General features: G+C 75.4%; 11 protein-coding genes. 3 read left to right on the forward strand and 8 right to left on the reverse strand.

Annotated features, from left to right (window positions below):
- Nucleotides 1-45: 45 nt before the first annotated feature.
- The 3 genes from ACWEPF_RS04475 to ACWEPF_RS04485 form a co-directional block, all read right to left on the reverse strand.
- Nucleotides 46-1,263, reverse strand: a complete 1,218-nt coding sequence (locus tag ACWEPF_RS04475) for a glycosyltransferase (RefSeq protein WP_452171372.1) — start codon at nt 1,261-1,263, stop codon at nt 46-48.
- Nucleotides 1,264-1,367: 104 nt separating this feature from the next.
- The gene (locus ACWEPF_RS04480; protein WP_345283202.1) at nt 1,368-1,499 is read right to left on the reverse strand and encodes a hypothetical protein; all 132 of its coding nucleotides are present in this window, start codon (nt 1,497-1,499) and stop codon (nt 1,368-1,370) included.
- A gap of 112 nt (nt 1,500-1,611) precedes the next feature.
- Nucleotides 1,612-3,507, reverse strand: coding sequence for a BTAD domain-containing putative transcriptional regulator (locus tag ACWEPF_RS04485; protein ID WP_452171373.1), 1,896 nt, complete (start codon nt 3,505-3,507; stop codon nt 1,612-1,614).
- A gap of 390 nt (nt 3,508-3,897) precedes the next feature.
- Between ACWEPF_RS04485 and ACWEPF_RS04490 the strand changes: the two genes are divergently transcribed.
- Nucleotides 3,898-4,629: a WXG100-like domain-containing protein gene (locus ACWEPF_RS04490; protein ID WP_452171374.1), complete on the forward strand. Its 732-nt coding sequence runs from the start codon at nt 3,898-3,900 to the stop codon at nt 4,627-4,629.
- Between the two features lie 227 nt (nt 4,630-4,856).
- On the opposite strand, the gene ACWEPF_RS04495 is transcribed toward ACWEPF_RS04490, so the two are convergent.
- Nucleotides 4,857-5,825 carry a hypothetical protein gene (locus ACWEPF_RS04495; protein ID WP_452171375.1) on the reverse strand — a complete coding sequence of 323 codons (969 nt, stop codon included), beginning with the start codon at nt 5,823-5,825 and terminating at the stop codon, nt 4,857-4,859.
- Between the two features lie 34 nt (nt 5,826-5,859).
- Complete coding sequence (locus tag ACWEPF_RS04500) at nt 5,860-7,563, reverse strand: serine/threonine-protein kinase (protein WP_452171376.1); 1,704 nt, start codon at nt 7,561-7,563, stop codon at nt 5,860-5,862.
- A gap of 388 nt (nt 7,564-7,951) precedes the next feature.
- Here ACWEPF_RS04500 and ACWEPF_RS04505 point away from each other — a divergent pair, with 388 nt between their 5' ends.
- The gene (locus ACWEPF_RS04505) at nt 7,952-8,608 is read left to right on the forward strand and encodes a dienelactone hydrolase family protein (RefSeq protein WP_452171377.1); all 657 of its coding nucleotides are present in this window, start codon (nt 7,952-7,954) and stop codon (nt 8,606-8,608) included.
- A 104-nt stretch (nt 8,609-8,712) separates the two neighbouring features.
- Here the strand turns inward: ACWEPF_RS04505 and ACWEPF_RS04510 are convergent, their stop codons facing one another.
- The gene (locus tag ACWEPF_RS04510) at nt 8,713-9,969 is read right to left on the reverse strand and encodes an SLC13 family permease (protein WP_452171378.1); all 1,257 of its coding nucleotides are present in this window, start codon (nt 9,967-9,969) and stop codon (nt 8,713-8,715) included.
- 177 nt (nt 9,970-10,146) lie between these two features.
- On the opposite strand from ACWEPF_RS04510, the gene ACWEPF_RS04515 reads away from it, so the two are divergent.
- Nucleotides 10,147-11,730 carry a CehA/McbA family metallohydrolase gene (locus ACWEPF_RS04515; RefSeq protein WP_452171379.1) on the forward strand — a complete coding sequence of 528 codons (1,584 nt, stop codon included), beginning with the start codon at nt 10,147-10,149 and terminating at the stop codon, nt 11,728-11,730.
- Between the two features lie 10 nt (nt 11,731-11,740).
- Here ACWEPF_RS04515 and ACWEPF_RS04520 read toward each other — a convergent pair whose 3' ends face one another.
- Both ACWEPF_RS04520 and ACWEPF_RS04525 read right to left on the reverse strand, forming a co-directional pair.
- The gene (locus ACWEPF_RS04520) at nt 11,741-13,024 is read right to left on the reverse strand and encodes a glycosyltransferase family 39 protein (protein ID WP_452171380.1); all 1,284 of its coding nucleotides are present in this window, start codon (nt 13,022-13,024) and stop codon (nt 11,741-11,743) included.
- Nucleotides 13,025-13,144: 120 nt separating this feature from the next.
- On the reverse strand, nt 13,145-14,218 hold the full coding sequence (locus ACWEPF_RS04525; RefSeq protein ID WP_452171381.1) for a PP2C family protein-serine/threonine phosphatase: 1,074 nt from the start codon (nt 14,216-14,218) through the stop codon (nt 13,145-13,147).
- Nucleotides 14,219-14,302 lie beyond the last annotated feature (84 nt).

Here is a 14,302-nt window from a genome sequence, read left to right on the forward strand (position 1 = left end):
GTTGCGCTCTGCTGGGCCAGGGCCCGCCCGACGGTTCGCGTCGGATCAGGCCGGGTGTTCGGTGCGTGCGGTGCGTCCGGTGCGGGCCGGGCGGGCCGGCCTCGGCGCGAACGGTCGGACGGGCACCAGCTCGACGAGGTCGGCCGCGCGGGCCGTGCCGGCCGTTGCGGCGAGCCGGCGGCCGAGGCGGCGGGCGTTCTCGCGCAGCCGGTCGTCCTGCCAGGCCGCGTCGAGCCGGGTCCGCTGGTCGGGCTCCGGGGTGTTCGGGACGTGCACGGCGGCGCCGGCCCGGATGCAGGCGGCGGCGAGCACCGGCTGCTCGGAGCCGTTGGGTGAGACACCGAGCGGGAGGCCGCGCTGCAGGGCGGCCAGCACCGGGGCGGAGGTGCCGTTGGTCAGCACCAGCCCGGCCCGGTCGAGCATCGGCCCCAGCCACGGCCTGCGGACCAGCTGGATGTCCGCCCCGGGGGCGGGCTGCGGGTCGGTCGACCGTCCCTGTTCCACCACCGCCTGGAAGTTCCCGCCGGTGAAGGTGGTGTTCAGCCGGGGCCACGGGCTGCCACCGCCGAAGAAGCGGCCCAGGTGGACGTAGACCACCGGTTTGCCGCACCGGTCCAAGGTGGCGGTGAGCTCGGCGAGTTCGGCCCGGTCGGCGGCCGGCTCCCAGTCCAGCGGGCCGACCTGGTGCGCCCGCTCGGGCAACTCGGCGCCGGGGTACTCCAGTTCGGGGATGCCACGGAGCAGCAGGGCGTCACCGTGCAGGGGGTTCTCCGCCCACCGGGGCGCCCGTCCGGCCAGTCCGGCCTCGTCCCGGACCGCCGCGTACAGCTCCAGGCACTCCTCGGTCCGGTTCTGCCTGGTCCGGCCCCACTGCGGCTCGTCCGCGCCACCGCTGCGGTAGGTCCACAGGTGGACCGAGAGGCCGATGACCACCACCGGGAGGTCCAGTGCCTCGGCCGCGAGCAGGGCGCCGTTGCACAGCACGGAGGTGACCAGCAGGTCGGCCCGGGCCTGCCGGGCGGCCCGTACGGTCGCCCGGTACTGCGCGGCCCCGGTGGTGCCCCACCGGGCCGCCGAGAACGCCTGCCGACCGCCGAACTCCTCCGCCGCCGCGAACGGCAGTCCCGCCTCGGCCGCGAACGGCGCCGCGGTGGACCGGCCCAGCAGGCTGACCCGGTGGCCCCGGCGGGCCAGTTCCCGTCCGGCGGCGATCGCCGGGTAGAGGTAGCCGCCGTCACTGAGCGGGCAGAGCAGGATGTTCACGGCATCTCCCGGTCAGGGGCGGCCGGCCGCCGAGCGGGCCGTCCGGAGTGCGGCGACGAGCGCCGTCTCCCGGAGGGCCGGCCCGGTCGGCACGGCTCGACTGCTCAGGCCAGGTCGTGCTTGTTGTTGATGACACAGATGTCCTCGGACACGGCCTCCGCGTCCTGACCGTGCGCGACGACGTCGACGTCCTCGTTCTCGGCGTCGTGCTGCTCCGGGTTGATGTTCTGCGACATGGTGTCCTCCTCTGTCGTGGCGCCGTCTGGTGACGACCGCCCCGGGAGAAAAGCTAGGGATCCCCGGTATGGCGACGACTGGTCGCCGGTTCGACAGCGGTATGACGGCTGGTCAGCGGCTCGGCGCGGGCGCGAACAATGTCAGGTCCACGGTCGTGCCGGCGGTGTCCTGACGGTCGGTCACCCGATGGCCGGCCCCCGGGGCGCCCGCCGCCCGCCCGGCCGCCGGTCCCGTTCCCTGCCCCGGCGGCCGCCCCGCCGTCCGCCCGGCCGTCTCGCGCGCGTAGGCGTGGAGCAGCGCGGGCATCTCGTAGCGCACGCCGTGGGTCCACCGCTCGGGGAGCCCCTCGCCCTCCTCCGGGTGGGCCACCGTCAGCAGGCCGTCCTCCAGCAGCCGTTCCAGCGCGCGCACCGCCGTCCGCGGGTCGCTCCCGAGCACGGCGGCGGCCTGCTCCGGGGTGAACACCCGCTCCACGCCCAGGCCCAGGCCCAGCACCGTCCGGTACCCGTCCTCGGGCAGGTGCCGGACCGACTCCGCCAACCGGGCCCGGACCGCCGGGTCCGCCCCGCACAGCTCGTCCAGCAGCCCCCGGTCACCCGCCAACCGCGCGGCGTACTCCCCCAGCGGGACGTGGCGGAGGAAGGCCAGCCGGTCGGCCACCAGGCGGACCCCGAGCGGCAGCAGACCGGCGGCACGGACGATCCGCCCCGCCGACTCGCGGTCCGCCTCGACCCGCCCCGCGCCGACCACCCGGCCCAGGAACTCGACCGCCTCGGCCGGCTCGAAGGCGGCCAGCCAGAGCCGGTGCGCACCGTCCAGACCGATCAGCCCGGGGCGCGCCGTCACCAGGACCGAGCTCTCCCCCGCCTCCGGCAGCAGCGGCCGGACCTCGCTCTCGCACCGGGCGTCGTCGACCACCAGCAGCGCCCGGCGCCCCGTCAGCCACAGCTGCCACTCCCAGCGCGGATCGGCTGCCGCCGCCCGGGCGGGGGCGACGGCCGCCAGCAGTTGGCGCAGCACGTCCTCCACCGGCCGCGCCCGCCCGTCCTCGCCGCGCAGCCGGACGAACAGCCTGCCGTCCGGGAAGTGCTCGCCGAGCCGGTGCGCCACGTGCGCGGCGAGCGCGGTCTTGCCCGCGCCGAGCGGGCCGCTCACCACGGCCGGCCGGCCCTCGCCGCCGAGCAGGACCTCGGTCAGCTCCCGGGCGGCGGCGGCCCGGCCGGTGAAGGCCAGCGGATCGGAGGGCAGCAGGTTCGGCCCGGCTCCCCGTTCCTGACGGGCCGCCACCGGCCGCTGCCGCTCGGCGGCCTGGGCCTCCAGCAGCGAGCGGTAGCACCGCTCCAGCGCCGGGCTGGGCGGCAGTCCCAGTTCGTGGGCCAGCGCCTGACGCAGCTCCTCGTAGACCGCCAGCGCCTCGGAGCGCCGCCCGGCCTGGCTCAGCGCGTTCATCTGGAGCATCCGAAGCCGCTCCCGGAACGGGTGCCGCTGCGCGATCTCGGAGACCCGCGCGACCGCCGACGCACCGTCACCGGCGGCCAGCGTCGCCTCCACCCAGTCCTCGAAGACCACCAGCACCCGCTGGTCCAGCCGCTGCGCCACGGTGTCGATCAGCGGCACGTCCCGGAGCCCGTCCAGCACCGGCCCCCGCCACAGCTCCAGGGCGGCGGCCGGCGCACCGGTCCACGCCCGCTGCTCGAAGCCGAGCACGTCGAACTCCTCGGCCACCGTGTGCAGCACGTACCCGCCGCTCTGGTGGTCGATCCGGGTCTCGGAGTCCGCACCCAGCAGCCTGCGCAGCGCACACACGTACACCTGGAGGTTCTTGCGCGCCGTCCGGGGCGGCGCGTCGCCCCACAGCGCCTCGGCCAGTTCGTCGGCGGAGACCCGCGCGTTGGCGTGGCACAGCAGCGAGGCCAGCATGATCTGCTGCTTGCGCGGCCCCGGATCGACCGGGCGGCCGTCCACCAGCACCCGCAAGGGACCGAGGATGCCCAGACCGAGGGCCATCAGGCCGGCTCAAGGCCGGTGGAACGCGGACCGACCGGATTCCCCGCCCGCCGGAGCGCCACCAGGGCGTCAAAGACCATGTTCCCCTCCACCGTTGTCGTCACATCCGTACCGCGGCACGCGGATCGCGGGACTCCGTTCTCCACCGCGCCTCGACGGAATCCCCTCCCGAACCACATGACCGCCCGCCCATGCTCGCGCCAAGCAGCCACCGCGACAAGAGGTGATCAGTGCCGTCCTCGCCCTTTCAGGAACGGATCTGACGGCCAGTCAGGTGCCTGCCGCCACTGCGCCCCCACCGCGACCGGCGCGGCGGCCGGGATCCGACGGGAGCGACTATGATGCACCGAGAGTGATGGACCCCTGACTGCACGTCACACCGGAGGAAGTTTGGCCATCGAGCTGCCCGGTGAGCTGGTCTGGGTGATGGACCTCCTCGGGTTCCGCTGGCCGGCAGTGGACGAGGACCGGGTCCGGGAGTTCGCCGGGCGGGTGCGGGAGTTCGCGTCCGGCCTCGACGGGAGCCATCAGGCCGCGACGGCGACCGTCCGGGGGATGGCGGAGCACTACGAGGCGGACTCCTACCGGGTGCTGGCGTCACGCTGGCGCGGCATGACCGTCGAGCACGTGGACGAACTGGTGGGGATCTGCGGCGTGGTGGCGACCACGATCGAGGTGGCGGCCGATGCGGTGGTGGCCGCGAAGGTGGCGGTGATCGCCCAACTCACCTTCGCAGCCGTTGAGTTCGCCGCCGCCACGGCGGCGACCGCGGCGACCTTCGGCGCGGCGGCGGCAGCCGAGGCGGCACTGGTGGAGGCGACCCGGCGGGTGGTCGACGGGATCCTGCGGGAGCTGGAGGAGCGGATCGTCGCCGAGCTCCTGGCACAGGCGGTGGAGCCCCTGGAGCGGGTGGTGGAAGGCGTGTTGACCGGCCTGGTCTTCCCCGGGGCCCGGGGAGCGGCGGCCACGGCCGCGGATGGTGACGGCGAGGCGGTCGGCGGCTTCCGGGTGGTTCCGGGAGAGCTGGTGCGGCACGCCGAGCTGCTCCAGGAGCACGCCGACCAAGTGACCTCCCGCGCACGGGAGTTCGAGTCGACGGCAGCGGGGGTGTCGTTCGGATGAGCGATCGGATCGTGCAGGCCCTGGAGGAGGCCGCCCGCAGGATCGGCCGGCGGTTGGGGCGGGAGGCCGGCCATGCCGTGGCGGACCTGTACCGGCAGACGGGCGAGGGCACCAGGACGGTCGCCCGCCGGTTCGTGGAGACCGAGCAGGCCCATCGGCGGGAGGTCGCCGCGCTGGCAGCGGGGCTGCCAGCGGTGCCCCCTCCGAGGAGGGGGCCCGACGGTGCGTCAGGGGCAGGTGTACCGGAAGGAGACGGCGGAGGTGTGAGCGGTCGGGGCGTCGACCTGGAGGGTGGCGGTGGCGTCGAGGGTGCCCCGGCCGTGGAAGGACCAGCGGAGCGTGAGCTGGGTGGTGTGGTGACCGGGCTGGACGCTCTGGGTGAGCGGGCCGGAGTCGGTGCCGTCACTGCGCAGCCAGCGGTAGGAGACGTCGCCGGCCCCGCCGTCCGTCTCCAGGGCGGCGGTGATGGTCTGGGTCCCGTCGCAGGCTAGGTCGGCCGAACCGGTCTGCACGGAGACCGAGTTGACGGCCACCGGGCGGCCGTAGCGCTGCCAGGCGAACCAGCCGAGCAGGGCGAGGACCAGTAGGAGGATCAGCAGGAAGAGGGCCCAGCGGCCACGTCGGCGCGGACGGGGCGCGGGCTCCTGCTGAACGGCTCCGTGCCAGACGGCGGCGGCCTGCGGCGGGACACCCGGACCGAAGCGGCGCAGCCCGCCGTCCGGCGCGGCGGCCTCGGGAGCGGGGACCGGCACGGGACCGGGGACCGCGGACGGCGGAGGGGTCCGGTCCAGGCGTTCCGTCAGGGCCGTCGCGGTCATCTCGGTGGTGGCGTCGAGCACGACACCGCCCGGCGGGAGCTTGACGGTGGCCTCGGCGTCGGGGACGGCGGCCGGGGAGAGCTTGACCGTGGCATCGGAAACGGCGCCCTGCCCGAGCTTCACGGTCGCGTCCGGAGCTGCGGCCGGAGTCAGCTTCACGGTCGCATCGGGCGCGGCCGCCGGAGAGAGCTTGACGGTGGCCTCGGCCGCGTCCGGTGCCAGGCGGACCGTCTCGTCGGGCAACTCGTCGGCGGACTGCCGGAGTCGGACGGTGCCGTCCTCGGCGGGGCGGACGGGGCCGAGGGGCAGGGGCGTGTCCTGCTTGCCGAGGCGGACGGTGGGGTCGGGCTCGGGGGCGGAGGTGGGCGGGGTGGTCATGCCGGTCGTCCTGCTCTCAGCGGTCTCAGCGGTCTCAGCGGGGCGGGTTGCAGGTGATGGTGTCCTTGGTGAACGTGCTGCCCTGGCCGCTCGCCGCCGCCGGGGTGGTGTTCAGCCGGACCGTACGGGAGAAGGCGGTGCCGAAGGGCATCGAGTCGCTGAACTTCACCGTCCTCTGCCCCTTCGGGAGCGCCACCGTGTGCGTGACGGGGAGGCGGGAGGCGCTGCTCGTCCAGCTCAGGGTGAGGGTGCCGTCCGCCGCACCGTCGGTCTGCACGGTGCCCGAGACCGTCATCTGCGTGGTGCTGCAGGAGGCCGTCCCGTTGATGGCGACCACCCGGAGCGGGGGCGCGGGCGGGGTGACCGTCGGGGTGGCGGGCACCGACGGGGAGCTCGGGGCACTGGTCGGCGGCGTGGTCGGGGCCGTGGTGAGGACCGGGGAGGCCGGGGCCTTGGTGGTGGGCGGGGCCTTGGTGGGCGGGGGTGCGAGGGTGGCACCGGGGGTGGTGGCCGTGCCGCTCGGGACGGCGGAGGACTCGCTCGCCGAGGGCGACGGAGAGGCCGAAGGGGACGGGGAGTCGGAGGCGGACGGGTCCGCCGAGGCGGTCGGGTCCGCGGAGGGGGCCCCGGGGCCCGGTGCGCCGAGGGTGGTGGTGATCTTGGGTTCGGCGACGGTGCCCGCGTTGGCGGGGTCGGAGACGCCCGCGACCGCGACGCCCGCCACGGCCGTGGCGACCAGCAGCGCGCCCGCCGCCGCACCGACGACCCGTACCCGCCGCACGGTCCGCGGCACCGCCCCGCCGGCACCACCGGCACCGCCCCCGCCCGTGGGCCCGAGCGTGGTGGTGGCGAAGGAGGTGCCGCCGACCTCGCCGCCCGCCGAGGGCAGCAGGAACGGCAGCAGCGCGACCAGCGCGGCGAGGCGGTGCCGCCCGCGCTGCTCCCAGTCGGGCCCGTAGGCGGCGCCGGCCACCTCCTCCAACTGCTCGACCAGCAGCGCGGCGCCGTCGGGCCGGTCCCCGGGGGTCTTGGCGAGGCCGGCCAGGATCAGCGGGCGCAGCGCCTCGGGGGCCTGCTCGGCCGGGATGTCGGCCTCGGTGTGCTGGACGGCCAGTTCCATCAGGGTGGTGCCGGCGTACGGCTTGGCGCCGGTGAGGCACTCGAAGAAGGTCGCGGTGGCGGCGTAGACGTCGGTGGTGGGGGCGGCGGGCTTGCCGGCCCACTGCTCGGGGGCCATGTAGGCGGGGGTCCCGGCCACCGTGCCGGTGCTGCCGTCGCGCAGGGCGATGCCGAAGTCGACCAGCTTGGACGATCCGTCGGCCGCGACCAGCACGTTGGCGGGCTTGTAGTCGCGGTGCACCACGCCGGCCGCGTGGGCGGCGGCCAGGCCGAGCAGCGAGCCCTTGAGGACGGCGAGGGCGGCCTCCGGGCCGGTGGCGCCCTCGGCCTTGATGAGCTCGCGCAGCGAGATGCCGTCGATCAGCTCCATCACGATCGCGGCGCCCTGCGGACCCTCGACGTACTCGTAGAGCTGGGCGACGTGCGGGGAGCGCAGGGCGCCGAGCAGTTCGGCCTCGGCGCGGAAGCCCTGGTGGTCGGCGGCGCTGCCGGTGAGGTACTTGACCGCCACCGGCGTGCCGGTGGCCCGGTGCCTGGCCAGCACCACCCGGCCGGCCGCGCCCGCGCCGAGTTCGCGCAGGTGCTCGTACTCCGGCAGTTCCCAGCGCGTCTCGCCCATCTCGTCCCCCAGGGGTGTCCGTCCGCCCGGCCCGTGGCCGCCGGGGCTGTGCCGTTCCGTGGCCACCGAGAGTGACGCGGTTCGACGCGACCCGGTTCCGGGCCGGGAGGATGATAGGACACAACTGCACTGCTCCGTGTACCGATTGTCGTCCGGAGGGGGCTCTCGGCCGTCTGCGGGGCGGATGCTTCGTGGTCACGCTCCGTCGTACTCGTGTACGCCCCCGATGAGCCCCCGCACCCCTCGGAGCGCGACGACGCGCACGTTTCGGGACGACGCTCCCGGGCAGTCGCGCAGCAGGACACGGGAGCGGAGGACGGAACCGACGCGGGAGACAGGCGCGAGACCGAGCGGGGGGACGAGCGGGGGACGAACGGGAGGCGAGGCGATGCTCACCCAGCGGGTGGAGCTGCCGGTCGGCCCGGCGACCCTGGCCTGTGATCTCGTGGTGCCCCGCACGGCGGCGACGGTGGTCCTGTTCGCCCACGGCAGCGGCAGCTCGCGGCACAGCCCGCGCAACCGCGCCATCGCGCGGACCCTCCAGGACCACGGTCTCGGCACCCTTCTGCTGGACCTGTTGACCCGTCAGGAGGAGCGGGCCGACGCGCTCTCCGCCGCCTACCGCTTCGACGTCCCGATGCTGGGCCGCCGCCTGGTGACCGCCGTGGACTGGCTGGGCGAGCACCCGGCCACCGCCCGGCTCGCGGTCGGCCTGTTCGGTGCCAGCACCGGCGCGGCGGCCGCCCTGCAGGCGGCCGCGCAGCGGCCGGAACGGGTGCGCGCGGTGGTCAGCCGGGGCGGGCGGCCGGACCTGGCCGGGGCGGCCCTCGAACAGGTGCGGGCGCCGGTGCTGATGATCGTCGGCGGCCGGGACGGGACGGTGCTCGCGCTCAACCGGGAGGCCGCCGCCCGGATCACCGCGCCGCACCGGATCGCGGTGGTCCCGGGGGCCGGGCACCTCTTCGAGGAGCTGGGGTCGCTGGAGCAGGTGGCGGCGCTGACCGCCGCCTGGTTCCGCGAGGTGAACGGGACCGGCGTGTTCTGACCCGGGCCCGCGCCGCGGGCAGCCCCCGTCCCGGCCGCCCGACGTGCCGTCAGACCCCGTTCAGAACCCGACCAGACCCCGACCAGGCCCGGTTCGGACCCGGATCAGACCCCGATCAGGCGCAGCGAGAGCCAGAGCGCGGGCACCGCGAGCCCCAGCGCGAGCGGCACGGTCAGCAGCGAGAGCCGGGTGAACTCCCCCAGCCGCACCGGCTCCCCGCCCCGCTCCTGCACGATCCGCCGCCAGAGCAGGGTGGCCAGCGAGCCCGCGTAGCTGAGGTTCGGCCCGATGTTCACCCCGAGCAGGACGGCCAGCACCGCGCCCGGGCCGGACGGCAGGGCCAGCGGGAGGAGCACCAGCACGGCGGGCAGGTTGTTGATCACGTTGGCCAGGACGGCGGCCAGGGCCGCGAGCGCGAAGAGCGCGCCCAGCGAGTCCCCGGCCGGGGTGAGGTGGCCGAGCGCGTCGGCCAGGCCGTGGTCGACCACGGCCTTGACCACCACGCCGAGGGCGAGCACGAAGGCCAGGAAGGGGATGTTGGCGGCCCGCACCAGCCCGCCCGGCGTCACGGTGCGGCGGCGCAGCGCCCGGACGGCCAGCACCAGCGCCCCGGCGGCGGCCGCCCAGACCGGTTCGGCGCCGAGCGCGGAGGCCAGCACGAAGCCGCCCAGGGTGGCGGCCAGCACCACCAGGGCGAAGACCGGCCGCTCGGCCGGCTCCGCGTCGTGCTGCGGGCGGGCCGAGGCGGTCAGGTCGGCGGCGAAGAACCACCGCAGGACGACGTACTCGGCGGCGATGGCGACCACCCAGGGCAGCGCCATCAGGGCGGCGAAGCGGGTGAAGGCCAGGCCGCTCGCGGTGAAGACCAGCAGGTTGGTGAGGTTGGAGACGGGCAGCAGCAGCGAGGCGGTGTTGGAGAGGTGGGCGGCGGCGTACGAGTGGGGCCGGGCCCGGACCCCGAGGCGGGTGGCGGTGGCGAAGACCACGGGGGTGAGCAGCACCACGGTGGCGTCCAGGCTGAGCACGGCGGTGACCACCGAGCAGAGCAGGAAGACCTGGGCCAGCAGGCGCCTGGGCGTCCCCGCAGTCCGCGCCATCCAGGCCCCGCAGGCGCGGAACAGGCCTTCCCCGTCGCAGAGTTGGGCGAGCACCAGGACGGCGGCCAGGAAGGCGGTGACCGGGCCGAGCCGCTCCAGCTCGGCCGCCGCGGTGTGCCAGGGCACCACGCCGGTGACCACCAGCAGCGCCGCGGCCGGGACCGCGGCCACCGCCTCGGGCCAGCCGCGCGGTCGGACCACGGCGCAGACCAGGACGATGAGCAGCAGCGCGACGGAGAGCAGTGTCGCGGCGGTGTGGTTCACGGGGACGTCCCAGCAGTTCGGTGGTTCGTTCGGACAGCGACCGCCCATCGAACCACGCCCGCCGTACCCGCCCGCCACCGACCCGCCCGCGGTCCGAGGGGCCCGTATCACCGCCGGTTCACCGGGCGGGGGAAGGAGCCCGCGCGGCACTGGAGCCACCGACGGGAGGACGGACGGATGGACGAGCACAGGGAACCGGGCACGGACGGGATCGGACGGCGCGGCCTGCTGGCCGGGGCGGCGGCGGTCGGGTTCACCGTCGCGGCCGCGGGCGCCGCACCGGCCGCGGCGGCGGACGGCGAACAGTCCCCCTCAGGCGGGGTGCCCGCCGACGGCAGCGAGCGGACGGTGGTCCTGACGGGCCGCCTGGAGACCGGCGCGCCCGACTTCGTGCACCTGCCGGTGGAGGTCCCACCGGGCGTGCGCGAGCTGGCGGTCCGTTACTCCTACGACCGCCCGGCGGTGCCGCCCGGCACCCCGGGCAACTCCTGCGACATCGGGATCTTCGACGAGCGCGGCACCGAGCTGGGCGGCCCGGGCTTCCGGGGCTGGTCCGGCGGCTTCCGCACCGAGTTCGCGATCAGCCGGGCGCAGGCCACCCCGGGCTACCTGCCGGGCCCGGTCCGCCCGGGCCGCTGGCACGTGGTGCTCGGCCCGTACCAGGTGGCGCCGCAGGGGCTGGAGTACCGGGTGGAGGTGACCTTCCGGTTCGGCCCGGCCGGCCCGGCGTACATGCCCTCCTACCCGCCGGAGCGGGCGGCCGGGCGCGGCCGGGCCTGGTACCGGGGCGACTGCCACCTGCACACCGTGCACTCGGACGGGCGCCGCACCCCCGAGGAGGTGGCCGCCGGGGCCCGCGCGGCGGGGCTGGACTTCATCGTCTCCACCGACCACAACACCTCCTCCTCGCACGGTAGTTGGGGCCCGCTGGCCGGCCCCGACCTGCTGGTGGTCCCGGGCGAGGAGGTGACCACCCGCAACGGCCACTGGCTGGCCCTCGGCACCCGCCCGGGCCAGTGGGTGGACTGGCGCTACCGGGCCCGGGACGGGGTGCACCCGCGGTTCGCCCGCGAGGTGCGGCGCGGCGGCGGCCTGGTGGTGCCCGCCCACCCGTACTGCCCGTACGTGGCCTGCGCCTGGAAGTTCGGCTACGAGGAGGCCGACGCGGTCGAGGTCTGGAACGGGCCCTGGACCTACGACGACGAGTCCGCGCTCGACACCTGGGACGCCCAACTGGCCCGGGCCGCCCGGGGCGGCGGCCGCTGGCTCCCGGCGATCGGCAACAGCGACGCCCACAGCGCGCCGCAGCCGATCGGCGCCCCGCACACCGTGGTGCTCGCCGAGGACCTGACCCGGGACCACGTGCTGGCCGGGCTCCGGGCGGGCCGCAGCTGGATCGCCGGCTCCAGCGCCGTGCAGCTCGACCTGACGGCCGTCGGCGCGGGCCGCACGGCCGGCATCGGCGAGCGCCTGGCGGTCGCCCCGGACGCCCCGGTGGACGTCCGGCTGTCCGTCTCGGGCGTCCCGAACGGCACCCTGCGCCTGATCACCGACGAGGGCCAGCTCCGCCAGGAGACCCTCCCCGCGAGCGGCACGGGCGTCCTCGTCTGGCGCACCACCGCCTCGCTCGCCGCCTACGTCCGCGCCGAGGTCCGCCACCCCAGGCCCGACGGCTCCCCGGGCCGGGGCAACGCCATGGGCCCCGACCTGCCCTGGGGCCCGATGGCCGCCCTCACCAACCCGGTCTTCCTGGGCCGCTGAGCCGTCCGGTCTACGGGATGCCCAGCTCGAAGAGGACGTAGCCCGCGTACCAGCCGGAGGCGATCGCCGCCCATCCCACCAGGGCCCCGAGGGCCGGGAGGGAGAGGCGGCGCAGCGCCACCGCGATCGGCAGGAAGAGCGGGAAGACCGGCAGCAGGTAGCGGGAGGTGTTGCCGAAGATCTGGGAGCTGCCGAGCACCAGGACGATGGTGACCGCGGTGTAGACGAGCAGGAAGACCGGGACCTTGAGCCGGACGAGGAGGAAGAGCAGCGGCGGCAGCAGGAGCACCAGGAAGAGCGCGATCATGTCCTCGGTCGGATAGGTGAAGGCGTAGACGCCCTTGCCGAGGAGGAGGGTCTTCAGCACCGTGAAGGTGTGGTCACCGTAGTCGAAGAAGTGCAGCCAGGCGCCCTTCTGGAGCTTGAAGTAGCCGCCCCAGTCACCCATCCGCCAGTTCACCCAGGCCAGGTAGCCGACGAAGCCGAGCGGGGCGATGACCAGGGCGCTGACCGGCCCGAGCCAGCCGTCCCGACGCTGGTAGAGGGCGATCAGCGCGGCCACCCCGAGCGCGGCGACCAGGGCGGCGGCGGTCGGCCGGTTGAGCCCGGCGACGAAGACGGTGACCCCGGCGGCCAGCCAGCGGCGCTCCACGATCAGGTAGCAGGACCAGGCGGCGAGCGCGACGAACAGCGAGTCGGAGTAGACCGCCCACTCGACGCCGGAGCCGGGGAAGAACCCCCAGACGGCGGCGGCGATGACGCCGGTGCGGCGGTCGAACAGACGGGCCGTCAGGGCGTAGATCCCGGCGGCCGCGACGAAGGAGGCGAGGATCGAGACCACCATGCCGGCCCCGTACGGGCCGAGGCCGGTGACGGCGGAGACCAGCTTCATGGCGCCGGGGTAGAGCGGGAAGAAGGCCACCGAGTTCTGCTCGAACTCGAACGGCGGCGGGCCGATCACCTTGATCGGAGCGGGGTGGTAGCCGTTGGCGGCGATCTGCTGGTACCACCAGCCGTCCCAGCCGCCCACCACGTCCCAGGGCTTGGCGCCGCCGCCGAACCGGGGGTTGTTCGCGAGGTAGTCGCCGGACCAGCCGAGCAGCCACATGAAGACCGTGAAGCCGGTCAGCTTCACCGTGCCGTAGACGGCCAGGGCCGGACCGTACTCGTGGGCGGCGCGACGGATCCAGGCGGTCGGCGACTCCCCGGGCGGCGGCTCCTGCCGTGCGCCCTCCGGCGGCGTCCCGGCCCGCTCCGGGTGCTCGTCGAGGTCCGTGTCCGAGATCGCGCTCACGGTGCTGTCTCCTGACTGCTCGTACGGGTGCCCACCACCCCCTCGATGGCAGCGCTGAAGCGTGAGCGTACGCCATCAGCAGCTGGTCCAGACCGGTGACCGCGCGGACCGGACGGGGCGTCAGGGCCGACGGATCGTCAGGATCGCGATGTCGTCCTGCTGGCGGCCCGCCGTGTACGCCTGGGCCTGGGCCAGCAGGTGGTCGGCGAGCCGGCCCGGCTGCAGGCCACGGGCCGCGGCCAGCCGTTCGGCCAGCGGGAAGAAGGTGCCGTCGGCGGAGCGGGCCTCGGTGAGGCCGTCGGTGCAGAGCACCAGGGTGGCGTCGGGCGGGAAGCCGAAGCGGCCCACCGGACGCGGCCCGTCCGCCAGCTCGCCGAGGCCGAGCGGCAGCCCCGGTTCGGCCAGCGGGACGGCCAGCGGCGCGCGCTCGGGCCGCAGCAGGTACGGCGCCTCGTGCCCGCAGCCGACCACCTCGGCGGTGTCGGTGCCGTCGAAGCCGAGCACCAGGGCGGTGGCGAAGCGCTCGCTCTCGCCGAGCTCGGCCGCGTAGGCGTTGTGCCGCACCACCGCCGCCTCCAGCGCCTCGGCCACCCCCGCCAGCGTCGGCTCCCGGTGCGCGGCCTCCCGGAAGGCGCCGATCACCGCGAAGGCCACCCCGATCGCGGCCAGGCCCTTGCCCTGGACGTCGCCGATCAGCACCCGGGTGCCGTGCGCGGAGGCGGCCACGTCGTAGATGTCCCCGCCGACCAGCTTGTCCTCCTGGACGGGCTCGTAGACCCCCTCCGCCAACAGGTCGGCGGTGCGCTGCGGGAGCGGGCGCAGGATGCGCTGCTGCATGGCGGTGGCGGTGGAGCGCAGCCGCAGCAGCTCCTCCTCGCGGCGGATCCGGTACCAGCTGCCGGTCACCGACAGGCCGCCGATCGCGGCGGTGAGTCCGATCATCAGGAGCGAGTCGCCGAGCTCGCGCGGATTGTACCCGAACAGCGCCGCGGCCACGGTGGCCAGGGTCCAGCAGGCGGTGAAGGCGGTCTGCGGGACGGTGCAGAAGGCGGCGGCCAGGGCGGGGAGGAAGGCCAGCAGGCCGACCATCCGGATCGAGGTGCCGGTGAACTCGCCCAGGTACAGCACCAGGGCCGTGACGCCGAGCAGCCAGAGCGCGAGGGCGCGGTTGGACAGGCCCTGACGGGTGACCACGGCTGCGCTCCTCTCCTCGACCGCTTCCTCCACTCTCCCGACCCGGCGGCGGATCCGCGACCGCCGAGGGGGCAGCCGTGTGAC

It is taken from the genome of Kitasatospora sp. NPDC004289, assembly GCF_053602875.1.

Excerpts from the sequence above, each read along its gene's own strand:
- ACWEPF_RS04480 (WP_345283202.1), bottom strand. The coding sequence starts at position 1,499 with ATGTCGCAGAACATCAACCCGGAGCAGCACGACGCCGAGAACGAGGAC.
- ACWEPF_RS04485 (WP_452171373.1), bottom strand. The coding sequence starts at position 3,507 with ATGGCCCTCGGTCTGGGCATCCTCGGTCCCTTGCGGGTGCTGGTGGAC.
- ACWEPF_RS04495 (WP_452171375.1), bottom strand. The coding sequence starts at position 5,825 with ATGACCACCCCGCCCACCTCCGCCCCCGAGCCCGACCCCACCGTCCGC.
- ACWEPF_RS04500 (WP_452171376.1), bottom strand. The coding sequence starts at position 7,563 with ATGGGCGAGACGCGCTGGGAACTGCCGGAGTACGAGCACCTGCGCGAA.
- ACWEPF_RS04505 (WP_452171377.1), top strand. The coding sequence starts at position 7,952 with ATGCTCACCCAGCGGGTGGAGCTGCCGGTCGGCCCGGCGACCCTGGCC.
- ACWEPF_RS04515 (WP_452171379.1), top strand. The coding sequence starts at position 10,147 with ATGGACGAGCACAGGGAACCGGGCACGGACGGGATCGGACGGCGCGGC.